We start from the raw sequence: 23,663 nt of genomic DNA, 5'->3' as shown, positions 1-23,663 counted from the left end.
TTAAGCGACTCCTTGTGCGGGGCGAGAGGTGAGCAGCGCCGACAGCGGCCGGAACGGCTGCAGCCAGGCACCCTCGTCGGGCAGCGAGTCGAGGCTCACCCGTGGGAGGGGTTCACGGAACACTCCCGGGATGTCCTCGAGGTCGACGAATTCGAGAGTATCGGATGTTACTGCCCAACTCGCATGCTCGCGGAAGCCGAGCACCTGAACCGGGATACCGTCGGCGGCGAGCTGCTCCAACGGCTCGCGGAAGGCCTGCCCGTCCGCGGAGGCCACGATGATTCCGGCCAGGCCCGCCCCGCGCGTGCGTAGTGCTATATGACTCAGCATGTCCGAGTCGACATCGGAATCTTCGTCGATCTTGGGTTTGGCGAAGACGGCGTACCCGACATTGCGCAGTGCCTCGACCCACGGCCGGACCACGTCCGCGGTGCCGGGGGCGATATTGGTGAACACGGTCGCCTCCGGTTCCACCCGCTGTTTCTCGCCGACGGAGAGTTCGGCGGTACGGGCGAGCAGCCACCGGCCCAGCGCGTCGAAGCGGGGGCGGTAAGCGGCGGTGGGCCGGCCGCCGAGGATGGCGCCGAGGCCCATATCCAGGTTCGGAGCATCCCAGACCAGCAGAACCCGCCGGAGACGGTCCGCCTCGGGCCCGGCGGGCTCGTCGCCGGGGTCGTGCAGACTTCCGGCAACCTCGTCGCCGGTCGGGGCCATCTCACTGACGCTCATCATTCGATCTTGCCCCATATGAACTCGTTGATCGCACTACCGGCCCGATGTGCCTTGCTCTCGAATTTGGTGATCGGGCGTTCGAATCCGATCGGTGCCGATTCCCGGTACGCGGTCTCCGTGCCTCCAGCGGCCTCGTTCAAGCCGATGAGCAGCGGTTCCGCGGCACCGACCGCGGCGATGTGCTCGGCGTAGTCGGCGTGGTCGGTGGCCACATGCAGAATTCCGCCCGGCCGCAGCCGGTCGGCGATGAGCGCCACGGTGGCCGGTTGCAGCAGCCGGCGCTTGTGGTGGCGGGCCTTGGGCCACGGATCCGGGAAGAACACCCGCACGCCGGTCAGCGATCCGGGAGCAATCATGTTCTCCAGCACATCGACGGCATCGCCGCGCAGCAGCCGGATATTACGGATCTCTTCGCGCTCGATGTGCTGCACGAGTTGGGCGAGGCCCGGTTGATAGACCTCGATACCGATCAGATTCAGATGCGGTTCGGCCTGGGCCATGGCGGCGGTCGCGGTACCGGTGCCGCAGCCGATCTCGACGACGACAGGGGCCCGGCGGCCGAACCATGCGGTGGTATCCAGCGGTTCGTCGGCCACTTCCCGGCCGATCGCGCGCCAATTCCTGTCCCAGGCTGCCTGCTGGTTGGGAGTGAGCATGCCGCGCCGCGACCGGAAACTGGTTACTCGGGGGTAGAGGCGCGATCCCGCGTGCGGCCGCCTCCGGGATCCGCCGTCATCCGCTGCGGATGGTACGGACGAACCTGACTCGTAAGGGCGGACTGCGTCGTTCACGTTCCCTATTGTCCAGCATGGGCCCGGTTTACCGTGAACCGGACCCACGCCGCGTTACCCGTAGGTAGTGCGGCATGCGTTGTTGCCCGCGGAATACCCCGAATCGGCCCTTTTTCAGTGTATCGGCGGCCGAATGCGTGCCGATGATGCCGGCGGTGGAAATTCGGAACGAAAATGGGTATGTCTCGGCATTCTCGTATCATCGCGATTCGTGCAACGCTCATCCGCTCGTTCCCACCCGGTTGTCGAATCATTGCCGAAGGTGCCGATAAAAGCTCTACCTGTCATCATCGGATGGATATCACTCGAGGTTGTGCGCACGAAGATGATTCGATACCCCGAGTTATTCGTTCCTTGCCCGGCGGGGGTGGAAATCGACTGACGAAACGGTGGGGTTCTCGATCTGCGAAACGTCGCCCATCCGCTGGCGGCACCCGATGACTCCGGTGACCCGGGCGCTGCTCGGAGTCGCTGGAGGGCGAACTACGAGCAGCGCCCGCGGGTTCCGGGTCGCGGCCCGCGATCCTCCTACAGAGTGTCGAAGACGTAGCTGTCTTTCTTCGGATCGTAATAGCATGGGTCCACCTTTTCGCCCACGTTTATGGCCCAATCCCGCATACTCGGGCAGGTTGCCATCGTCCCTCTCGGTTTTTCGGGTGATGCCGCGGCGGAGCCGACCCCGATTCCGCCGGCCACGGTTATTGCGGCGATACCTGCCGCCAGGATGAAACGAGCGATCATCTTCGACCTCCCCATCGAACTCCCCGATCGATCTGTTGCCGATTGATTTCGACGGTGACAGCCCAGGGTGCCGGCGGAAGAGCGGGCAAGTTTTTTCGGGCACCGGGAAGGGCCGGGATGATCCGGGACGGGAATTCGCCGAGTGCCGGCCGACCGTATGAACGAGTGAAAATAGACTGGATGGTCCTGTCCGTATCGGGTCCGGCTGCTCGGCGCGGCGCAGGGCGTCTTCTGACAGAATGCGCACCGTAAGACGAGGGCGCACCGGTGGCCGCGACAGAGGGATCGGACTGGATATATGCGTGAGGCGGGGGCGGCGGATCCGCTGGACCGAATGATCTCGGCGCTCCGGATGGGCGATGGTTCGGATGCCGGGATCGCGAACGGTATCGAGGCGGCGGTGCAGCGCTGGCGCACGCTACCGCGGGCGCAGGTCGCCGGGCGCACCCGGTCGGGGCGGACCACCGTGGCCGAGGCGCTGGGGCTGGGACCGGGGGTGGAGACCGCGCCGGTCGACGAACCCGGATTCCCGGACCCGGTGCTCGACGCCGATGTCGTCGTCTATGTCCTGGCCAGCACCCCGTCCTCCGGGGACCGGAGAATGCTGGCTTCGCTGCCGCCGGAACGCGCCCTGCTGGTATTGAACAAAGCCGATGCGATCGGCACCGGCTGGGCCGACGCGGTGAACGCCGCGGTCCGGTACGGCAGGGAATTCGGGTTGCCGGCCTTCCCGCTGGTCGGGCCACTGGCGGTCCGGACGGTCACGGGCGTTCTGAGCGAAACCGATATGGCGCTGTTGCGCCGGCATGCCCGCGCGGGCGCCGCGGCGGCGGTTTCCGCCGAGGCCTTCCTCTCTCCGGCCGCCGGGCCGGATACCGCGGAGCGGGCCGAACTACTGGAGCGCTGGGACCTGTACGGGCTGTCCTGCGTTCTGGCCGCGCTCGAACGGGAACCCGAACTGACCCCGCAGACCGTACTGCAGATCCTGCACACGGTCAGCGGTATCGACCCCGTGGCCCGCATGCTGGGGCAGCGGTACCAGCAGGCCACAGCGCGGCGCGCGGGCGCGCTCATCGATGAACTGACCCGGCTGGCGGTACGGGCTCTGCCCCACGGGCAGAGCCGGGCACGGGCGCTGATCACCGAGTACTTGGACACCGACGAGGCTCGGTGGCTGGCCCTGTGCGGCGGTCTGGCGGATCCCGCGGTGGCCCATCTGGCCGCCGGATACCCGCGGCCCGAACCCGAGGACGCCGACGACGCGCTGGCGCGTGCCGTCCGCTGGCGGGCGGTGGTCGCCGGCCAGATGTCCCCGGCCGCGCGCCGGGCCGCGGTGCGGGTGCACAACGGTTATGTACGGATGTGGGAACGGATGAGCAGTGTCGGACTCTGACCGGGGTCCCCTGGCCGGCCGGCGCCCGGCGCCGTCCACGGCCGCTACGCCGGTCCGGCACGGGGATCCCGGCCCGGCCGAGGTCCTACCGGAAGCGGTCGCGGAGGTGGTGAGCCGCTGGAATCCGCAGGGTATGGCGCTGCTGCGCACGATGAACGTGACCGGGACGGCCGCGGCGGTCCAGCTCATCGCCCCGGACGACACCAACACCACCCTGCTGCGTACCGAACTCACCCGGTTCGAACCGCGGATCGAGCTGAACGCGCCGGCGCCGGATCCGGAGGCGCCCGCCGCGCCGGGCTCGGTGGTGTTGCTGGTGCTGGACGCCGGAGTGGTGATCGGGGCGGCGGAACTCGACCTGGCCCGCCGGCTCTGCGCCGGGGGCGCCCGGGTGCTGCTGGTGCTCAACGGCACGCACGCGCACAAGGACTGGCAGGTGGTCCGCGATCGCACCGCCGAACTGGTCGCCGCCGCCGGCCTCACCTGTGAGATCGTGCCGGTTTCCGCACGGCTGGCGCTGGCCGCCCGCACCTCGGCCGATTCGGCGCTGCTCGACCGTTCGGGCCTGGCGGTGCTGCACGGCCGCCTCGCCGCGCTCACCACCGATAGCGCCACCGCGGCCGCTCGTCGCGTCGCGGCGGCGGCGCGGGTGGTGGCCGAGACCCGGGAGCGGATCGAACAGGAGGAAACGACGCTGCGCTCGGGTGCGGAATCGGAGCTGCTGCGGGCCGAGCGGGCTCGCCTGCTCGCCGAACGCGACGGCGGGCGCACCGTCGCGGTATCCACCTTGCGAGCCCAGCTCAACCTCGCCCGGGTGGATCTGCTGACCCAGGTGGGCTCCCGGGTGCGGACGCTGCACGCGCAGGCGCGCGCCGAGCTCGATCGTTCGGACGCCGCGGGGCGCGGTGACTTCCCGGAACGGCTGCGGTCGGCGGTCAATCAGCTCACCGGTGTGATCGATGCGGATATCGCGGCCCGGCTCACCGAACTGCGGATCCGCGCGTCGGCGGCGCCTGAATTGGGGACCGCGCCACCGGATGAGACAGCCGGATTCCGGTACGAACCGGCACCCACACTCGGTCCGGATCCGCAACCCCGGGGCCGGGGTGTCGAAGATCACCTTATGATCGTGCTGGGCGCATCGGCCGGGGTGGGTCTGGGCCGGCTGCTCGTCTCCCCGCTGGCCCTGGTGCCCGCTCTGGACGTGGCCACGATTCCGGCGACGCTACTGCTCGGCGCGGGCGCGGCCGCCTGGGTGGTGCGGACCCGGCGGCAACTCGCCGACCGAGATCACCTGCGGCAGTGGGTCGCAGATGCGATCGCCAATGTAAAGGCCCAGCTCGAGCAGCGGGCGATCACCGCCTTGGTCGAGGCCGAGGCCGAACTCTCCGACGAGATGGTCCGGGTGGCCGCCGCCCGGATGGTGGAAGTGGACCGCCGGGTCGCCGACCTGGAGGCCGCCCTGCGCCGCGCCACCACCGGACAGCCCGGCCGACTCGGCGCGTGCGCCCGTGACCGGCAGATACTCGACGGATGGACCCCGGATACCGGAAAATAGTTTGTTCACCCCTATTGATCGGCAACCCGATTCCATAGGAGGCGCAATACCGCGTTAACCTCTTAAGCAGGAACCTGGGCGTCCGGTTCGCCCCCAGTGCACCCCGCGATCGGGCGGCGCGCACCATGGGCCGTAGCGGGCGCCTCACCCGCCAATGGTGGCGCTAGGTGTTTTCGCGCTGGTCACGGGCCCGAGGGCCAGGGCGGAGGCATTCTGGAGCCGCCCATTTCAGGAGAATTTTCATGACCTCAGCGACCATTCCCGGTCTTCGTGGATCCGACGGCACCGCGCCGACCGAACACAGCGAACTGCTCGCCTGGGTTCAGGAGGTCGCCGAACTGACCCAACCGGATCGAGTCGTATGGGCGGACGGTTCCGATGCCGAATGGGATCGGCTCACCACCCAGCTCGTGGAGGCGGGCACGTTCAAGAAGCTGGACGAGAAGAAGAAGCCGAACTCGTTCCTCGCCTTATCCGACCCGTCCGACGTGGCGCGGGTCGAATCGCGCACTTTCATCTGTTCCGAATCCGAGGCCGACGCCGGCCCGACCAACAACTGGGTCGATCCCACCGAGATGCGCGCGACCATGACCGAGCTCTACCGGGGCTCGATGAAGGGCCGCACCATGTACGTGGTGCCGTTCTGCATGGGCCCGCTCGGCGCGGAGGACCCCAAGCTGGGCGTCGAGATCACCGATTCGGAATACGTCGTGGTCTCCATGCGGGTGATGACCCGGATGGGCCGGGCGGCCCTCGAGACGCTGGGTACGGATCGTCCGTTCGTGAAGGCGCTGCACTCGGTGGGTGCGCCGCTGGCCGAGGGGCAGGCCGATGTCCCGTGGCCGTGCAGCGAGACCAAATACATCACCCATTTCCCCGAGGCCCGGGAGATCTGGAGCTACGGGTCCGGTTACGGCGGTAACGCGCTGCTCGGTAAGAAGTGCTACTCGCTGCGGATCGCGTCGGCGATGGCCCATGACGAGGGCTGGCTGGCCGAGCACATGCTGATCCTCAAGCTGATCTCGCCGGAGGACAAGGCGTACTACATCGCCGCCGCCTTCCCGAGCGCCTGCGGTAAGACCAACCTCGCCATGATCCAGCCGACCGTGCCGGGCTGGCGGGCGGAGACCCTGGGCGACGATATCGCCTGGATGCGTTTCGGTAAGGACGGCCGGCTCTACGCGGTGAATCCGGAATTCGGGTTCTTCGGTGTCGCGCCGGGCACCAACCACTCCTCCAACCCCAATGCCATGGCCACCCTGGAGGCCGGTAACACCGTCTACACCAATGTCGCGCTCACCGATGACAACGATGTGTGGTGGGAGGGCCTGGAGGGGGAGCCCGAACATCTGATCGATTGGAAGGGCAACGACTGGGTCCGGCGGGAGACCGAGACGCTGGCCGCGCACCCCAACTCGCGGTACTGCACCCCGATGTCGCAGTGCCCGATCCTGGCACCCGAATGGGACGATCCGCAGGGTGTGCCGATTTCGGCGATCCTGTTCGGCGGCCGTCGCAAGACCACGGTGCCGCTGGTCACCGAGTCCTTCGATTGGCAGCACGGTGTGTTCATGGGTGCCACCCTGTCGTCCGAGCAGACCGCGGCGGCCGAGGGCAAGGTCGGCACCGTGCGCCGCGATCCGATGGCCATGCTGCCGTTCCTCGGGTACCACGTCGGTGACTACCTGGGACACTGGATCGAGCTGGGTAAGAACGCGGACGCGGCCAAACTGCCCAAGATCTTCTATGTGAACTGGTTCCGCCGCGGCGACGACGGCCGGTTCCTGTGGCCCGGCTTCGGGGAGAACTCCCGCGTGCTCGAGTGGATCATCGGCCGGATCGAGGGTTCCGCCGACGCCGAGAGCACCGCCATCGGCAATGTGCCCACCGCCGCCCAGCTGGACCTGGCCGGATTGGACGTGGAAGCGGCCGACGTGGACGAGGCCCTCGCGGTGGATCTCGACGAATGGCGGGCGGAGATCCCGCTCATCGAGGAGTGGTTCGAATTCGTCGGCGACAAACTTCCCTCCGGTATCCGGGACGAGTTCGAGGCGCTCAAGCAGCGCATCAAGTGACGGACATCGATAACGACGTTCGTTCGATGAGCCCGCCGCCGCCCGCGGCACGATAGGGGCCGGCGCACCGCGACCGCGTGGTGCGCGGCAGCACGACACAGTCCGTGGCGAAGCCGATTCGCCGCGGACTGTGGCGTATCCCGGGCCGGTGGCGCCGGGGTAGTGGACCGATGGATCACCGCCGCGGATACGGGCCCGGGACCGGTTCGTGCCTTATTCTGAAAGTGTCTCGGATTTCACGACACGCAATTCCGATTGCCGGACTGTCCTGCTTCCCCCGATCGGCCCGACCGTCGCGATCCGTGGCCGAGCCGATCACCCCGCGAGAGGTGGTTGGAACATGGCCGATGGGTTTGTCACCCCGGAATCACCCCACGATTTTCCGGTGAGCACGCCGTTGCACCGCGCCGCCGGGCGATTGCGGTCCGCGCTGCCGGACGGCTGGCGGGTCGAGGTGGTGGACGCGCCCGACGCGCAGCCGGATGGTCGGCCGATACTGCGAGCGCTGCTGGTCACCGATTAGTTCGTCCCCGGTAGTGGTTGGCCGGCCTGCCGTCCAGGGTTCTCGCCGCGTTCGTTCTTTCGCGATCCGGTGTTTCGCCGGATCGAAAAGTGTTTTCCGCGCATGGGTTTCGTGCTGTGCGTTGCCGACTTGTGTACCAGGCGAATTCGTGGACCTTTGTGTCGGCTCCGGAATGAGCGGAGGAGGCGGGCGGGTCTCCGATGTGGCGGCCGAGCCACGAAATCCGACCTGCCGGTTCGTATTTCATCGAACGCACTATTGCGTTTTGTTGCTGAAAGGCGCATGCTGTTAGCCAGATATCAGCTCGCTCCATTCATCGAACCGAGAACCCGCGATTGGGAGAGGCGTTCATGGCGGTGCAAGTGATCGGTCAGGCGTTGATGACCAGCGACCAGACCGACCATCAGGCGAAAAGTGTCGGCAGCGGCGGCTGGGTCGTCTCGTTCCTACCGGGACGCACCCTGACCACCGCCCAGGCGATGGCCGCCATGCAGGCGGCCGAGGCCGTAGCGATGGTCGGCGGACTGGCCGATCAGGTCGGTCTCACCACCCTGGAAACTGTCGGGCTGGCCATTCAGGAATCACCCTGGGTCAAGTCCGAACCGGTGGTCCGCAGCGGCTGGCGGGACCGGTTCGTGCGGAGCCGGCCCCAGATGGCGCTGTAGCGGTCAGCCGGGTTTACCGGCCACCACCACCAGATTGCTGACGAGTAGCTCCCGGATTGCCGGTATCCGAACCAGCCACCACGCCCAGCGCGGGTGATAACGCGGGAACACCGCATACACCGACGCGGGCGTGCGCTCGGACCAGCGCACCCCGTCCGAGGCGCGCACCGCGAACAGCGACACCCCGAAACGGTTCTTCGGCTCCCGTCCGTACCGGCGCCGATATCGCCGGGCGGCGTACTCACCGCCGAAATAGTGCCAGGGTCCGGTTTCGTGACCGCCGAAAGGTCCCAGCCACACCGTGTAGGAGAGCACGATCATGCCGCCGGGCCGGGTCACCCGCACCATTTCGTCGGCCATTCGCCACGGGTCCGGTACATGCTCGGCCACATTCGAAGAGAAACAGATGTCCACGGCGTCGTCGCGGAAAGGCAGTGCCATTCCCGAACCCCGGACGGCGGCAGGCACCGAGATACCCGCGGCGTGCATTTCCGAGGGATCGGGTTCGACCGGGATATAACGGGCGCCCGCCCGGGCGAACTCGTCGGCGAAATAGCCCGGACCGCCCCCTACGTCGAGCACCGTGGCACCGGTGAGCTCGCGACCGGTCAGGTCGGCGTAGAAATCGCCGAGCAGCCGGACACTGTCGGTGGCGATACCGCCGTAGAACCGCGCGGGATCGGTCTGTTCGAAACGGAAGCTGTACAGCAGTCGTAGTGAACGGCGCACCGTGGCCCGCCGGGCGAAGCGGAAACCTTTCGACCGCCCGGGGGCGCCGGTGGGCACCGTTTCCGCCGCGCTATCGGAAAGGGCGGCGGCGCTGGGCGCTGTTCTCGCCGCGCCGGGCGATATCCGGGGCGCAGTCGATTCCTCGGAGTCGAGCACGACCGCGAGTCTTCCATATCGTGGCCGGTGACGAATTCGGCGTATCGGGGAAACTCGGATGCGGCCGATCCGATATCGGACGGACACACAGGTGCGCGACTTTCCGGCCGGAGATGAGCGTTAAGGTGTACCGCGATGCCCATGTCCCCCCGTGGGGCCCGAACCGACCGGAGAAGCCTCCCGTGCGCGAAGTACTGCTGCTCTGTTGGCGTGATACCGGGCATCCGCAAGGTGGCGGTAGCGAACGGTATCTGGAACAGGTCGGTACGCAGCTCGCGGCCCGCGGGGTGAAGGTCACCCTGCGGACCGCCCGATACCGCGGCGCGGCGAAGCGGGAACACGTCGACGGTATCGATATCAGCCGCGGTGGCGGCCGATTCTCGGTCTACCCGCGGGCCCTGGCCGCGATCGCACTGGGCCGGCTCGGCCTCGGTCCGCTGCGGAACGTGCGGCCCGACGCGGTGATCGATACCCAGAACGGCATACCGTTCTTCGCCCGGCTGGTATCGGGGGCGCCCTCGGTGGTGCTGGTGCACCACGGGCACCGGGAACAGTGGCCGGTGGCGGGCCGGCTGGTGGGCCGGATCGGGTGGTGGATCGAATCGCGGCTTTCCCCCCGGGTGCATCGTGACGACCAATACCTCACGGTGTCGCTGCCCTCGGCCGAGGAGTTGGCGACGCTCGGTGTCGACCGTTCCCGCATCGCCGTCGTCCGCAACGGGGCCGAACCCGTGCCCGTGCAGGCACTGACCGGCGCCGCCGCCGTCCGGTCGCCCGAACCGCGCGTGGTCGTGCTCTCCCGCCTGGTGCCGCACAAACAGATCGAGGACGCCCTCACCGCGGTGGCGCGCCTACGGGGGCGGATCCCGCAGCTGCGTCTCGATGTGATCGGTGACGGCTGGTGGGCCGGCAAGCTGAAGGATCAGGCCGCGGCGCTGGGCATCGCGGAGGCGGTGACCTTCCACGGGCACGTGGGCGAATGCCGTAAACACGAACTTCTCGCCCGAGCCTGGGTACATGTGCTGCCCTCCCGGAAGGAGGGCTGGGGACTGGCGGTGATCGAAGCGGCCCAGCACGGGGTCCCCACGGTGGGTTACCGCTCCTCCCTCGGGCTCACCGATTCCATTATCGACGGGGTCACGGGTGTGCTCGCCGATGACGCCGATCAGCTCGCGGCGATCGTGGGAGATCTGCTCGACGACGCGGCCGCCCGCACGATCATGGGTGAGAAGGCCCGGGCCCGGGCCCGAGAGTTCTCCTGGGAACACACCGCCTCCGGTGTCCACCGGGTGCTCGCGGCCGCCGCGGCAGGCCGGCGGGTCAGTGGACTGATCTCGCCGGGAGAAGACGCGGCGCGCGCCGGTCTCCCGACCGGAGCCTGAGCGGTACCGGGCCGGTCGGCACGGGAACGGACTTGCGGGCCCGGTCTACCGGATTCGCGGTCCGGGGACCGCGCCCCCCGGCGAGAGCCTGCGCGACACCCAGCGGTGAGCAGCGGCGAGCAGCGGTGTGAACAGCAGGAACGCCCAGAGGATATGTGCCGCGATCACCAACTCCCGATACCGGGGTTCGGGACGGGGCAATACGTCGGGTACCTGGTACAGGGCGAGTTCGGCCGTGGTGTGCACCGGACGCAACTGGGCGAGGGTGATCGCGGAATCGCCGCGCGGCCCGGGGGTATCGCGTTCGACCAGGACCCACCCCACGCCGAGCCGGGCCAGTTCGTTCGCCTGCCCACCGGCCAGCAGCAGGTTCTCCACGCGCCGGGCGCGGGCGCCCTCACCGGCCACCGTCCGGCCGTGTACCGGTAGTTCACCCGTTTGCAGGACGTCGCGCGGCAGCATACGCGGCGCCGGGTCCAGGACCGGGGCGTCACCGCTGTAGGGGAAACGGCGGAACATGCCGCCGGGAAGGACCGCGATATCGCCGGGACCCTCGATTCGTTCGGCAACCTCGCGCCAGGAATCCGGATACCGGACCGCCCGTATCTGCCCGCCGGCGCCCCAGCCGAGATCGAGCAGCGGAAGGATCAGCGCGCCGATGAAGAGGACGGCGAACCCGGTGGCCCGCGCGCCGGACGCGGGCGTGCCGGCCGGCGCCCAGCGCCCAGCGGCGGTGGCCCAGGCGGCCGCCGCGCACAGCGCGTAGCCGGGTACCGCCAGCGCCACGAACTTCTGGGTGTCCCGCAGCAGTCCGGCGCCGGGGACATGGACCACCAGCCACTCCATGACGGTGAGGCCGGCCGGTGTGGCGGCCAGTGCGGGCAGCGCCACCGCGGCCGCGGCCAGGACGAGCAGTACACGGCGGGCCCGGGTGCGCTCGGGATCGTCGTCCGCGGCCGCCGCCCGACGCAACCCCAGCAGCACGATCACCAGCAGCAGGAGCGTGGCGAACGTCGCCAGCGGGGTGGTCCGGGAGGTGGGGACGGCCTCGGCGTTCCAGATACCACCCAACCCGGCGAGGCTGCCCACGGTGGCGAGCCAGGGCTCCGCGCGAGCGGCGAAGGCCGCGACCCCCGCGGGATCCGACGGTTCGGCCGCCACCCCCGAGACCGCGGTGGCCAGCAGCCACGGCGCGCACGCCATGACCGCCAGGGCGAGCACCCCGAGAAAGCGCCGCGTACCGGCCAGCGCTACGGCCACGACCGCGGCGAGCAGCGCACCGGTGGGGGTGAGTCCGGCGGCGGCCAGACAACCGGCCAGGGCGGCCCAGTTGCCGAGGGGCGCGGAATTCGTACCGGCCGGTCCGGTATCCGCGCCGGGCGTTCCGGAAACGTGCGCGCGTGACGGCTCCGGAGCGGGCCCCACCGCGCCGGAGCCGCCCGTCGTGCCATCCGCTCGGCGGGACGGCCGCACGGTGGTGGTGCGCAATCGCAGGACGGCGAGGGCCGTCCACGGGAGCGCGGCGTACCCGGTGAGCAGACTCCAGTGGCCCTGGAGCAGGCGTTCGGCGATGTAGGGGTTCCAGACGGCCAGGGTTGTCGCGATCAGTTGCGCGGCGAGCGGGGCCCGGAGCAGTTCCCGGACCAGGACCGCGGCGCCGTACCCGGCCGCCCACAACGCCGCCAGGAGTACGGCCTTCACGAGCAGACCGCCGTCGACCAGCGGCGAGAGCGCGGCCAGGAAACCGTCCTGAGGGACAGCCCGGGGTGCGGCGTCGCTCAGGCCGAGCGCGGCATCGGTCGGGTAGGAGCGGGGGGTGCTGACGGCGTCACGCAGCAGGAGATGGCCGGGGCCGAGCAGCGGCGCCGTCACCAGGAGGGTGAGCAGCAGGCTGTAACCGGCCGGGAGCCAGAGCGTCCACCGGCCTGTTCGTTGCGCACCCACGGCCAGTCACCCTACGTACGCGCCGCGCAGCGGGGTGGACCGGTATACGACCGGGCCGGGTGGGACACTTGCCCACGTGCAGTTCGTTCGCCGTCTCCCCGCCGTGGCGGACATGACCTTGGTGACCGCGGGGGCGATGACCGCCAATATCGCGAGCTATCTGCTGCAACTGCTGGCCGGACGCTGGCTCGGGGTGGCCGGGTACAGCGAATTCGCGAGTCTGCTCGCCGTGCAGCTGCTGTGCGCGGTACCGGCACTGGCGTTGCAGAACGTGGTGGCGCGCGAACTCGTGCACGGAGCCGATACCGCCGGCCTGCGGGCGCTGCGCTGGCGGTGTGCGCTGTTGGTGGCCTCCGCGGTGGTGGTGCTCGTTCCGGTGGTGAGCGTGGTGCTGGAGGTGGATATCGCGGCCGCGGCGGCGGCATTGGGGTCGGCGCCCGCGCTCGTGGTGCTGGCCGGTGAGCAAGGGGTGCTCCAGGGCCGTGGCCGGTTCCGGGATCTGGCGCTGGTGCTCGGGATCACCGGTATCGCGAAGGTGCTCCCGGCGCTGGTGGTGCTGGCCTGCGGTGGGGGCGCCACTCCGGCGCTGTGGGCGGCCGCCGCCGGTATCGGCGCGGCGGCGGTGTACGCGCGGCTGGTGGCCGGCGCGGCGCGCGGTATCGGCCCGGCCGGATCGCTCGGCGATACGATGCCTGTCCTGTCCGCCGATGCCGGCCTCCCGAACCGGGAACCGGCGGGCCGCGGCCTCGCGGGGGTGCTCGCGGTGTTGCAGGCGGCGCAGGTGCAGGCGGCACTGATGGCCTTGTCCTCCGCCGATCTGATCGTGGTGCGGATCGTGCTGGACGAGCCCGACGCCAGCAGGTACGCGCTGGGCACCATCGCCACCAAGATCGCGTTCTGGTTGCCGCAGGCGGTGGGAGTGGTCCTGTATCCGCGGATGGCGCGGCCGGCGTCCTCGGCAGCGGCGGTGCGTTCGGCACTCGCGGTGCTCTCGGGGGTGGGAGTGTGCGCGGTGCTGGGCGCCGCGGTGGCCGCGCCGCTGGCCCCCCTGTTCGCGGGCCGCGACTATGCCCCGATCGAAGGCCTGCTGTGGTTGTTCGCGCTGCACGGGGCCGTCCTGGCGGTACTCCAGGGCGCGCTGCTGTCGGCTATCGCGGTGAACCGTACGGCGTTCGCCGCGCTCGCGTGGGCCGGTCTGGCCCTCGAAGTGGTGCTCGTGCTCACCCTGGCGAGCACCGTCACCGCGCTCATCTCGACCGCGGCAGCTGTCGCCGCGGTGACCACCGCCGTGGTGGCGGTGCTGGTCATCCGGGCGGCGGTGCGTCGCCCGGCGGTCGTGGCCGCCTGACCGGCGGTAGCGCGGCCAGACCCACCGCGATCACCGCCACCAGCGCGGGGATCTGTACCCACAGGGAATCGCCCATATAACCGCCGGGCATCCGCCACGGCCCGGTCGAGAGCGCGGCCGCGGAGAGGGCGGTGCCGATTCCGGCGACGGCCGCCGGTCCGCGCCGTGGAATACCGGGTACGAAGCGCAGTGCGGCCAGACCGGCGAGAGTGAGCACCGTGCCCGCCGGGCCGGCGATCAGGGTCGCGGCGGCCACCAGTGCCAGGGCGCTCGGGAGCCGCGACGAACGAACCGCCGGTGCCGGTGCGGCGGCGGGTACCCGCGGCCCGCGCGGAAACGCAAGGGCGAGAAGGGGAATCAACAGCAGGAGACCGCCGAATATCGCCAGCCGGTACCAGCGGTCGATCGGGAAGGAAACCGTGACCGGACCCGCGGCTCCGGCCGGTAGCAGCCAACCCTGCTGCCAACCGTCTACCACGACCGGTTCGAGTTCACGGCCGTCGGCAGTATGCGCGGACCAGCCGATATTGGTGCTGAGCGGCAGGGTGAGCAGTTGGGTTCCGTTATCGGCGACAGCGGGCGCGTGCTGCGTGTTCACCAACCGCAGCCGATCGACGAAGAACAGTTCCGTCGGGGCCACCAGCACGTCGACCTCGCCGGTCGGCAGGGAAAGCGGCTGTGGGGCGGGAAGCCCGGTCGTCGGCGGCTGCGGTCCCATCGGCGAGTCGGGGCAGAGCTGCACGGGAACCGGTGCGCCGGAACTCAGCTGGCCGGCGGTGGCGGTCACGCTGGTTCGTATCAACCGCCCCCCGGCCGCTATGGTCGGGCCGGTATCGCAGCCGACGGTCACCAGCCGGTCCGCCGGTGCCGGTGCCGGATACCGCGGTCCCAGCACGTTCACCTCGGCCAGCCCGGGAGGTTGCGGCTGGTGGTAGCCCAGGGCGGTCCGGTCCAGGACCGATTCCCAGCTCCGGATACTCAGTTCGATGCGGTCGGTCACCGTGGGGTGCAGGTCGATCCGGGAGGTCTCGCCGGGCTCCGCGATCTCGCGCAGCTGGGGGCCGCCGCCGAGGTTCACCGCGACGGAGGTGGGTGCCGCGGGTAGGCCACCCAGGGACGGGGTCAGCTCCAGTCCGGTCACCAGCGCCGGTTCGGGAAGTTCGATCGTCAGGTTCGGTTTCGGGCCGAGGGTGTCGCGGACCGTGTCCTCCGGGGCGGTCCAGCTGGTGCGGGGATCACCGTCGGTCGCCGCGAACGCGGAACCGCGCAGGTCGCCCACATCGGATGCGCCGCGGGCGACCGGGCGGGCGGGATCGGTCAGCAGAGCCTCCAGCGCGGGGCCCTGCCGGGGGCGGACCATCAATCGGGGTTCGACCGAAACCGGCTCCGGCACCGACAGGGTACGGCTGAACGTGCCCAGTTCTTCCGGAGCCAGCGCCAGGCCTTTCCCGCAGCGCACCCGGTCGGGGGATTCGAAACAGGCACTGCGGCCGGGGAATTCCTGTCCCAGATCCCAGGCGGTGACGAACGCGCCCGGTGGGGTGTCCGGAAGGACGGTGCGGTGCCGGATCTCGACCGGGACCGGTGCCTCGCGCACGGTGTAGTCGTCGACACTCAGCTCGCTGATACCGAATTGGCCGCCGGTGCTCCCCCGTTCGGTGCGGATGGCGGTGATCCGGATCCATTCGGTGGAACCCACCGGGAGGGCCACCGAAACGGGTTCGCCCGGTTTACCGATCCGGGCGGAGACACTGCCGTTGTTGGTGCGTACCTCCACCCATTTCACCGGATCGCCGATGGCGGCCGGGGTGGTGGTGAACCGCAGCAGTCCGGAACGGAACGGGGTATCGAGGTCGAGCCGCAGCCATTGGCCCAGTGCGTATTCGGCGGCATTGCTGATCCAGGCGGTGGCCGGATCGCCGTCCACGGCCGCGGCGGTCGAGTTGCCGGGGGCGGCCCCGCCGATCTGGGTGGCGTCGGCCGCCGAGCTGGAGGCGGTGAGGGTGGCGCCCGTCCAACCGCCCTGGACGCGGTCGGCGCCGGGCACATCGTAGTCGGGTACCAGATTATGTGTGCGGCGGGCGTCGCCCGGCGCCCGCAGGGCGGAGTTGTGGTTGTCGACCTTGCCGAAATCGGTTTCCCGGTTCATCGGGGTGTCGGTTACCGTCACCGGGCCCACGGGCAGGCCCGCGGCCGCGGCGTCGGCGGCCAGCAGAGTGGGTTCGTGCGAGGTCGCCGGGTCGCGGTGGAGCCGTTCCAGAACTTCCGGTGCTCCCTGCACCACCGGGACCGAGGCGAGCGGGACGGTGTAGGCGCCGGGGAATTCCGCGGGCGCTCCGGTGCCGCCGCGTAATTCGATCGGGGTACCCGTATCCGGGGCGTCGACCCGGTAGATCTCCACGGCGGGGTATGCGGGTCGCAGATCCGCGTCGACCACGAAACCATCTGTCCCGGAATCGTTTTCTATCTGCTTGCCGAATTCGGCTACCTTGCGCAATCCAGGTGAGCCCTCCACCGCACTGTGTGCCAGTAGCGGCCGCGTGGACCGGGAGGTATCCGGGTCCAGATCGTTGCGCAGGACCAGCACCCCGATTCCCTGCCCGCGCAACGCGGGCGCCAGGCCGGCCGAGGGCCGCCCGTCGGCGATGAGACGCTGCACCGAATCCATCGCCCGGATCGTGCCGGGCGGGTTCAACGGCACCGCGTCCCGGACCGCCCACTGCGTGGCGGCCAGGGCCTGGAGGGGCTCGTCCCGGGTCAGTCCCCACACCTGGCTGCCGAACGGTGCTCCCGGCACCACCAGCGCACGGGTGTCGGCGGCATTGGCGCGTAACCAGTCCGCGGTCTGCTGCCAGTACGCCGGTACCCGGTCGTAGGCGCCGCGCGGGGCGAGTTTGCCGGTCCAGGCCAGTGAGGTCGACAGCGCGATGGCCGCGAGGATCAGCATGGTGACCGCGACCCGCCGGTCCCGGTGCGGATGCGCGAAGGCGGTGCTCCAGGCCGTCCGCGGCACCGAACCGGGCAGCGGCACCCGGGCCAGCAGCTGCGCCAGGCCCAGAACCAGCGGTAGCCGGATGAGCGGCTCGAGTTTGTGCACATTGCGCAGAGGCGCGCCACCGGAGTCGAGGAAGATACGGATCGATTCGGCGAAAGGACCGCCCAGCTGCCCCACGTAGCCCGCGCAGATGCCGGTGAGGCCGACGCAGAGGATCAGCACGAGCCGGCCACGCGCCGGCGTCGATCGCAGAGCCAGGCCCGCCATCCCCGCCGCGGCGATCAATCCGGTGGCCAGCACCGCGGCCGGCTGGGTGACCAGGACCGCGCCCGCGATACGTTCCGGGGAGACGAACGGGGTCCAGCTGTCGGTGCCGCGCAGTACCTCGCCGAGCGACGCCCACTGGGTGGTCACCCCGGAGGATTCGATGTAGTCGAGGAACGGCGGGCTCACCCGGCCGAGGAGCAGCAGCGGTACCGCCCACCAGGCCACCGCCGCCACCAGCAGCGGAACCCAGGCGAGCGTGAACCGCCACCAGGCCCGGCCGGGCCGGAAAGTCGCCCACCAGAGCAGCGCGGGCAGGAAAGCGGCCACCGTGGCCACCGCGTTCACCGCGCCCATCAGGGCCAGGGCCAGGGCGCTGCCAGCCGGTGACCGCGCACCGCCCCGGCGGTGCCGCCGGTATGCCGTTCCCAGCGCCGCGGGGGCCAGCAGCACCCAGGGCGCCAGCATCATGGGCAGGGTTTCCGAGGAGATCGAGCCCAGTGTGGTCAGCACCCGGGGCGAGAGCGCGTAGGCCGCGGCCGCGACGACCCGGGAACCGGGACGGCCGATTCCGAGCGTTTCACAGAGTTTGACCACGCCCCAGAAGCCGGCGAGCAGCAGCAGCGCCCACCAGATCCGCTGGGTCACCCAGCCCGGAACGTGCAGGAAATCGCCCAACGCGAAGAAGGCGCCGTGCGGGAAGAAATAACCGTAGGCCTGGTTCTGTACCTGGCCCATCGGGGCCTGACTGCTCCACAGGTGCGCGGCCCGGGACAGGAATCCGAGAGGATTCTCCGCCAGGTCGTACTTGGTATCGGCGACGGTGAGCCCGGGGGCCTGCAGGAAGCTCAGCAGGAAAGCGACGAGCGCCGAGCCCAGCAGCCAGCGGCGGCCCAGCTCATCGGTGGGCGCCTGGTCCGGTGTCGGTCGGGCGGCCGCCGCGGCGGGCTCGGCGGGATCGGACTGAGCTGGCACCGTGGGTCAGGCGTTCGGCGTCCCCGCCGGACAGTGCCGGCGGGGACGGTACGAAGTCGGGTGGGGTCTCAGCGCTTGCCGTATTCGACGCTGTTCAGCAGCGAGCTGTCGGCGTTTCCGCTGCGATCGACCTCCGGCCGGGTGTTCTGCTGCAGGGCGGCGGTGATGGCGAAGACCGCGACAGCGCCGATCAGGGCGCCGCCGACCGCGCTCGCGGCACCGGGGACAGCAAACTTCATCGCAGCACTCCAAACTCGAAGCAGGCAGATATCTGGCCCAACCTAGCAGCCCCGGCCGGGGCCGGGCACGCACCGCCCGGAGTTTCCTCCCGCCGGCTGCTGTCGGAGGTGAGCCGCCCACGGGGTGTACGGGGCCGGAGCCGGGAGGCGGATACGCCTGCTTCCTCACTCCGGACCGGGGGGAACTGCGCAGTTCAGCGCGTCCAGCAGAGTATGCAGTTTGGCGGTGGTCTCCGCGACCTCGGCGTCCGGATCCGAGGCCGCGACGATCCCCCCGCCCGCATGGGCGCGCAGTGACCGTCCGCCGGGGGCGAGTTCCGCGCCGCGGATCGCCACCACCCACGTACCGTCGCCGCTGCTGTCGCACCAGCCGGCCGCCCCGCCGTAGAACCCGCGGTCCTCCTCGAACGTGGTGATGTATTCGAGAGCGGCCGCGGTCGGGGTACCGCAGACGGCGGGGGTCGGGTGCAGCAGCAGAGCCAGTTCCAGGGCGTTGGGTTCCGGTTCCCGCAGCACTCCGTGGACGGGAGTGCCCAGATGCCAGACATCGGCGGTGCGCACCAGTCGCGGGCGCGCGGGAACGGTGAGGGAGGCGCATACCGGGGCCAGCCGTTCGGCGATCCAGTCGACGACGAAATCGTGTTCCGCCCGGTCCTTGACGCTGGCCGCCAGCCGCTCGCCCGCCGCGGTGTCGGCTCGGGGGTCGGGCAGCCGCGGTGACGTACCGGCCAGCGGGAAAACCTCGACCACCGGCCCGCGCCGATCCACCAGTATCTCCGGACTCGCGCCCACCAGGGTCGCCCCTTCCCGGCCGGCGGGGGTGAGATCCACGGTGAAAACGTTCGCCCGCGGATGCCGGACCAGCAGGTGGGCGGCGACCACCTCGGGGTCCAGTGCCGCCTCGGCTTCGGCGAGCACGGAACGCGCCGCCACCACCTTCCGCAGCCGCTGGGTGGGATCGTCGAGGAGCTCGATTATTCGCGCCACCCGCGCGCGGTGTTCGGCCGGGCTCGGTAGTTCGTTCACCACATGCACCCGGGGCAGCTCCGGGAGCGCGGCCGGGCGGCGGGGTCCGGCCGTGTACCGCAGTTCGGCCGGTTCGACCAGTGCGGCCGGTCGGCGTGGATCGAACGGCAGGGCCCCGGTCACGGCCGTGGCCGTGCCGTCGCGGAGGGCCTCGACCGCCTGCCACGGGTCGCGGTACCCGGCGCGGATCCCGTCGGCGCACAGCACGCCGTCGGGCCGGGCGAGTAGGAATCCGGTCATGAGCCGACCGTGGTGTGCCGCCCGCGGGCGCTACTTCGCCGCGTGATCGTTACGTCCGTCCGTCCGGGCGCCGGCCCGCTGGATCGGCGGCACCAGGAAGACCGGGCGATGGCAGTGCTTGAGCACGGCATCGGCCACACTGCTGTGCACCAGGGCCCGCAGCCCGGTGGCGCCCCGGGTGCCCGCGACGATGATGTCCACGTCGAGATCGTCGGCCGCCTCCACGATCGCGTGCCAGGCGCTACCGGCGAACTCCTGAGTACGCGCTTCCGCGTTCAGGCCGGCCAACCCGGCCAGGTGTACGCCTTCGGCGTTGATCTCCCGCGCGGTGGTGTACGCGATATCCTCGAGTTCCTCGTCGGGCACCCATTCCGGCTGCACCATTCCGGAGATCCCCGAGATACGCGCGGCCTGCCGCACCATCGGCTCCCAGGCGGTGAGCACCACGGCACGGTCGGCGGTGAGGAAGCGGCCGGCGTATTCGATCGCTCGCTTGGCGTGTTCGGAACCGTCGTAGGCGATGAGCATCAGATCGCAGGGCATGGCGACCTCCAGAGCGGGTTCCTGACCGGTGTCTACAGGTTACTCCGCGGTGTCGGTCGAGCCGAGGTTCCGCGACCGCGGCGTGGGGGCTACCGTTTTGGCATGCGGAAGATTCCGTTCGTCCTGTTCGCGGTGCTCGCCGTGTTCGCCGCCGGGTGCTCCGGTGGTGACAGTGCCGGTGGTGGCGCAACCACCACACCGGTCGGTGGCAGCCCCGAGACCACGGCCGGCGCCGTACCCGAGCCGACCACCACCGAAGGTGATTGCGCCGCCACCTACCTGGGGCAGTTCACCACCCGGGAGAAGCTCGGGCAGCTGCTCACCGTCGGGGTCACCGGCACCGAGGACGCGCTGGCGGTGGTGCGTGACCATGGGGTCGGCGGTATCTTCGTGGGCAGCTGGACCGATCAGTCCATTCTGACCGATGGCGGGCTCGAACAGGTGAAGGCCGCGGCGAAGGTGCCGCTCATGGTGACCACCGATGAGGAGGGTGGCCGGGTATCGCGGCTCGGCAACCTCATCGGGACCGCCCCCTCAGCCCGCGTCACCGCCCAGACCATGACGCCCGACGAGTTCTACACCGCCACGCTGGAGCGCGCCCGTGCCATGCGCGACCTGGGTATCACCGTCGATTTCGCCCCCGATATCGATGTCAGTTCCCAATCCGACGATTCGGTGATCGGCGACCGTTCCTTCTCCGACGATCCGGCGGTCGTCACCGAGTACGCGGACGCCTATATCCGGGCCATGCACGAGGTGGGCGTGGGTACCGTGCTCAAGCATTTCCCCGGTCACGGGTCGAGTACCGGTGATTCCCATCTGGGCGCGGTCCAGGTTCCGCCGCTGTCGGAATTGAGTACCCGCGATCTGGTGCCGTTCCGTGAGCTCATCGATTCGGGGTCCGCCGTGATGGTCGGCCATCTGGATGTGCCCGGCCTGACCACTCCGGGCGTGCCCGCCAGTATCAGCCCCGAGGTCATGACCCTGCTGCGCCAGGGTTCCGGTTACGGTGCGGCCCCGTTCGAGGGTGTCGTCTTCACCGACGATCTCAGCGGTATGGCCGCCATCACCGATCGGATGTCCATCGAGGAGGCGGTCGAGGCCACGCTCGTGGCCGGTGCCGACAATGCTCTGTGGATCAGTACCGAGGCCGTCGGACGGGTGCTGGACCGCCTGGAGGACGCGGTGGCGACCGGACGCCTGCCGATGGAGCGGGTGGATGCCTCGGTACTGCGTATGGCGGACTACAAGCAGGTCGCGCGCGTCTGCTGATTCGCGGTCGCGGCTGTGCGGTCGTGGCCGGTGCCTTGCGGGTGCGCCGGATATTCCGGAAATCCATCGACGCGGATGGTCCGCCGGTGTTCCGGTCCCGCGGAACTTACTTTGGAGTAATATGAAGGGCTCGATGCGGTAGGAGACGTGATGGCGGGCGGTACGAAGAGACTTCCGAGGGCGGTGCGTGAGCAGCAGATGCTCGACGCCGCGGTCGAAGTCTTCTCGCGCAAGGGCTTCCACGAAACCTCCATGGACGCCATCGCGGCCGAAGCCGAGATATCCAAGCCGATGCTGTATCTCTACTACGGCTCCAAGGACGAACTCTTCCGCGCGTGTATCCAGCGTGAGGGGCTGCGCTTCCTCGAATCCGTCGCTCCGGCCGGTAACCCGCTGCTCAGCCCGCACGAACAATTGCGCACCGCCCTGGAGGGGTTCCTCGGGTTCGTCGACACCCACCGCAACTCGTGGCAGGTCCTCTACCGGCAGGCACTCGGCCAGCAGGCTTTCGCCTCCGAAATCGAGAACGCCCGCGAGCGGGTCATCGAGCTCACCGCCAAACTCCTGGAGTCCAGCGCCAAGCACGCCGAACCGGGCACCAATTTCGATATCGTCGCCGTCGCGGTGATCGGTGCCGGTGAGGCGATCGCCGATACCGTGGCCAGCGGCCGTATCGATGTGGCCGAGGCCGTGGACCTGCTCGACGCGCTGGCCTGGCGGGGGCTGTCCGGCCGTAAGCCCGGCCCCGTGGAGAGCGCCGAAATGCCCGAATAGTCCGGAACCGCATCCCGCGCAACCGCTTCCGCGGTTGCGCGGGCCGTCCGGGCTCCGTAGTTTCGATTCCCGCGCGGGTGCCGTGGTCCGGGCCCGTTCGGGAGGGTAAGTGTTCGGAATGTTGCGGCCGTGCCGGCACGGCGCCGCCAGATACGGGATCGACCCCGGGCTCTGGCAGTCACATATGTGCGGGTTGTGCCTGGGGCTGCGCGACGGGAACGGGCAGCTCGCTCGTGGTGCCACCAATACCGATGCCGTCGTCCTGGGAATACTCACCGAAGCGCAGGCCGCGGATCCCGCGCCGCGGCGTACCGCCGGCCCGTGCCCTCTGCGCGGTATGCGCACCGCGCGGGTACCGGTGGGTGCTTCGGCTCCCGTCCAGCTGGCCGCCACCGCCGCCCTGCTGCTCGGATCCGCCAAGGTCGGTGACCATATCGACGACGGGGATACCCGCCCCCGGCTGCACCGGCCCATGCGCCGGGTCGCCACCGGCTGGGCGGCGGGAGCGCATACCCGGGCCGCCGCCATCGGTCTCGATATCCGGCCGCTGGTCGCGGCCGTCGAGGCGCAGGCGGCCACCGAACGCCGGATCGCCGCCGCTCCCCGCGATACCGCCGCGCTCGACGAACTGACCGTCGCGAGCCGCCGCTGTGCCGCCGAGTTCTTCGCGCATACAGCCGTACTGGCCGGTCACCCCGGCAATGCCGAGCCCCTGCGCACGGCGGGCGCGGAGTTCGGGCGGATAGCACATCTCGCCGACGCACTCACCGATTACACCGCCGATACCGCCGCGGGCCGTTTCAATCCGCTCGCCGCCACCGGAACGACGCCGGCGCGTGCCTACGACCTGGTCCGCGATTCTCATCGGGCGCTGCGCGCGACGCTGCGCACAGCCGAACTCACCCACGTCCCCGCATTGCGCTGGGCCCTGCTGGACCCGCTGGCCACGGCGGTGCGCCGCCTCGGCCGTAGCGTCGCGCCGCCGCCGGCCGCGGCGAGCGGTGCCGCGGTGAACCTGCTCACCGGTCGTTCCGGTGATGTGGGGGCCCCTCCGGGGCAGAACCGGCGGCCCGGCGTGGGAGAGTCGATCCAGCTGATCCTCACCCAGTACTGCACCGGTTACGCCTGCTGCGCCGAACACACCCGGCCGTGCAGCGGTGAACGGCGGCAATCCTGGATCGACCAGGGTTGCGGCTGCGACACCTGCAGTAGCTGCTGTGACTGCGCCAGTTGCTGCTCGAACTGCGGAAGCTGCTGCGAATGCGACGGCTGCTGTTGCGACTGCTCCTGTTGAGCGC

At 69.9% G+C, this 23,663-nt stretch carries 19 protein-coding genes; 10 read left to right on the top strand and 9 right to left on the bottom strand.

Going from position 1 to position 23,663, the window contains the following annotated elements:
• From ACYR7D_RS04995 to ACYR7D_RS04985, 3 genes are all read right to left on the bottom strand, one after another.
• Positions 1 to 729 carry an NYN domain-containing protein gene (locus ACYR7D_RS04995; RefSeq protein ID WP_459550026.1) on the bottom strand — a complete coding sequence of 243 codons (729 nt, stop codon included), beginning with the start codon at positions 727 to 729 and terminating at the stop codon, positions 1 to 3.
• Positions 729 to 1,532, bottom strand: a complete 804-nt coding sequence (trmB, locus tag ACYR7D_RS04990; RefSeq protein WP_459550025.1) for a tRNA (guanosine(46)-N7)-methyltransferase TrmB — start codon at positions 1,530 to 1,532, stop codon at positions 729 to 731. The genes ACYR7D_RS04995 and trmB overlap by 1 nt, the downstream gene beginning before the upstream one ends.
• A gap of 519 nt (positions 1,533 to 2,051) precedes the next feature.
• Complete coding sequence (locus tag ACYR7D_RS04985) at positions 2,052 to 2,264, bottom strand: hypothetical protein (protein WP_459548449.1); 213 nt, start codon at positions 2,262 to 2,264, stop codon at positions 2,052 to 2,054.
• 334 nt (positions 2,265 to 2,598) lie between these two features.
• Here ACYR7D_RS04985 and ACYR7D_RS04980 point away from each other — a divergent pair, with 334 nt between their 5' ends.
• From ACYR7D_RS04980 to ACYR7D_RS04960, 5 genes are all read left to right on the top strand, one after another.
• On the top strand, positions 2,599 to 3,657 hold the full coding sequence (locus ACYR7D_RS04980; RefSeq protein ID WP_459548448.1) for a hypothetical protein: 1,059 nt from the start codon (positions 2,599 to 2,601) through the stop codon (positions 3,655 to 3,657).
• Positions 3,644 to 5,215, top strand: coding sequence for a hypothetical protein (locus ACYR7D_RS04975; protein ID WP_459548447.1), 1,572 nt, complete (start codon positions 3,644 to 3,646; stop codon positions 5,213 to 5,215). The genes ACYR7D_RS04980 and ACYR7D_RS04975 overlap by 14 nt, the downstream gene beginning before the upstream one ends.
• A 242-nt stretch (positions 5,216 to 5,457) precedes the next feature.
• The gene (locus tag ACYR7D_RS04970; RefSeq protein WP_459548446.1) at positions 5,458 to 7,290 is read left to right on the top strand and encodes a phosphoenolpyruvate carboxykinase (GTP); all 1,833 of its coding nucleotides are present in this window, start codon (positions 5,458 to 5,460) and stop codon (positions 7,288 to 7,290) included.
• Between the two features lie 340 nt (positions 7,291 to 7,630).
• Positions 7,631 to 7,813: a hypothetical protein gene (locus ACYR7D_RS04965; RefSeq protein WP_459548445.1), complete on the top strand. Its 183-nt coding sequence runs from the start codon at positions 7,631 to 7,633 to the stop codon at positions 7,811 to 7,813.
• A 350-nt stretch (positions 7,814 to 8,163) separates the two neighbouring features.
• A complete protein-coding gene (locus ACYR7D_RS04960; protein ID WP_459548444.1) occupies positions 8,164 to 8,478 on the top strand; it encodes a hypothetical protein in 315 nt (104 codons plus the stop codon).
• 3 nt (positions 8,479 to 8,481) lie between these two features.
• Here ACYR7D_RS04960 and ACYR7D_RS04955 read toward each other — a convergent pair whose 3' ends face one another.
• Positions 8,482 to 9,264: a class I SAM-dependent methyltransferase gene (locus ACYR7D_RS04955; protein ID WP_459550024.1), complete on the bottom strand. Its 783-nt coding sequence runs from the start codon at positions 9,262 to 9,264 to the stop codon at positions 8,482 to 8,484.
• Positions 9,265 to 9,545: 281 nt separating this feature from the next.
• On the opposite strand from ACYR7D_RS04955, the gene ACYR7D_RS04950 reads away from it, so the two are divergent.
• A complete protein-coding gene (locus ACYR7D_RS04950) occupies positions 9,546 to 10,745 on the top strand; it encodes a glycosyltransferase family 4 protein (RefSeq protein WP_459548443.1) in 1,200 nt (399 codons plus the stop codon).
• A gap of 45 nt (positions 10,746 to 10,790) precedes the next feature.
• Here the strand turns inward: ACYR7D_RS04950 and ACYR7D_RS04945 are convergent, their stop codons facing one another.
• Positions 10,791 to 12,632: a hypothetical protein gene (locus ACYR7D_RS04945; RefSeq protein ID WP_459550023.1), complete on the bottom strand. Its 1,842-nt coding sequence runs from the start codon at positions 12,630 to 12,632 to the stop codon at positions 10,791 to 10,793.
• Positions 12,633 to 12,825: 193 nt separating this feature from the next.
• Between ACYR7D_RS04945 and ACYR7D_RS04940 the strand changes: the two genes are divergently transcribed.
• Positions 12,826 to 14,037: a polysaccharide biosynthesis protein gene (locus tag ACYR7D_RS04940; RefSeq protein ID WP_459550022.1), complete on the top strand. Its 1,212-nt coding sequence runs from the start codon at positions 12,826 to 12,828 to the stop codon at positions 14,035 to 14,037.
• Here ACYR7D_RS04940 and ACYR7D_RS04935 read toward each other — a convergent pair.
• The 4 genes from ACYR7D_RS04935 to ACYR7D_RS04920 form a co-directional block, all read right to left on the bottom strand.
• Positions 13,994 to 18,271 (bottom strand): alpha-(1->3)-arabinofuranosyltransferase, encoded by a 4,278-nt coding sequence (locus ACYR7D_RS04935; protein ID WP_459548442.1) that lies wholly within the window; start codon positions 18,269 to 18,271, stop codon positions 13,994 to 13,996. The two genes, ACYR7D_RS04940 and ACYR7D_RS04935, sit on opposite strands and share 44 nt — an antisense overlap.
• A 68-nt stretch (positions 18,272 to 18,339) precedes the next feature.
• Entirely contained in the window at positions 18,340 to 18,510 is a 171-nt protein-coding gene (locus ACYR7D_RS04930; RefSeq protein WP_459548441.1) for a DUF2613 domain-containing protein, read from the bottom strand.
• Between the two features lie 165 nt (positions 18,511 to 18,675).
• Positions 18,676 to 19,776 carry an isochorismate synthase gene (locus ACYR7D_RS04925; RefSeq protein ID WP_459548440.1) on the bottom strand — a complete coding sequence of 367 codons (1,101 nt, stop codon included), beginning with the start codon at positions 19,774 to 19,776 and terminating at the stop codon, positions 18,676 to 18,678.
• A 30-nt stretch (positions 19,777 to 19,806) separates the two neighbouring features.
• Positions 19,807 to 20,319, bottom strand: a complete 513-nt coding sequence (locus ACYR7D_RS04920) for a universal stress protein (protein WP_459548439.1) — start codon at positions 20,317 to 20,319, stop codon at positions 19,807 to 19,809.
• A gap of 102 nt (positions 20,320 to 20,421) precedes the next feature.
• Here ACYR7D_RS04920 and ACYR7D_RS04915 point away from each other — a divergent pair, with 102 nt between their 5' ends.
• The 3 genes from ACYR7D_RS04915 (at position 20,422) to ACYR7D_RS04905 (ending at position 23,659) form a co-directional block, all read left to right on the top strand.
• Complete coding sequence (locus ACYR7D_RS04915) at positions 20,422 to 21,591, top strand: glycoside hydrolase family 3 N-terminal domain-containing protein (RefSeq protein WP_459548438.1); 1,170 nt, start codon at positions 20,422 to 20,424, stop codon at positions 21,589 to 21,591.
• Positions 21,592 to 21,741: 150 nt separating this feature from the next.
• Entirely contained in the window at positions 21,742 to 22,365 is a 624-nt protein-coding gene (locus ACYR7D_RS04910) for a TetR/AcrR family transcriptional regulator (RefSeq protein WP_459548437.1), read from the top strand.
• A 118-nt stretch (positions 22,366 to 22,483) separates the two neighbouring features.
• Positions 22,484 to 23,659 (top strand): DUF5685 family protein, encoded by a 1,176-nt coding sequence (locus ACYR7D_RS04905; RefSeq protein ID WP_459550021.1) that lies wholly within the window; start codon positions 22,484 to 22,486, stop codon positions 23,657 to 23,659.
• The last annotated feature ends 4 nt before the right edge of the window (positions 23,660 to 23,663 follow it).

The sequence above is a fragment of the Nocardia sp. X0981 genome (assembly GCF_977089955.1).
Note: the sequence above shows the minus strand (reverse complement) of the source record. Positions and strands in the feature narration are given on the sequence as shown.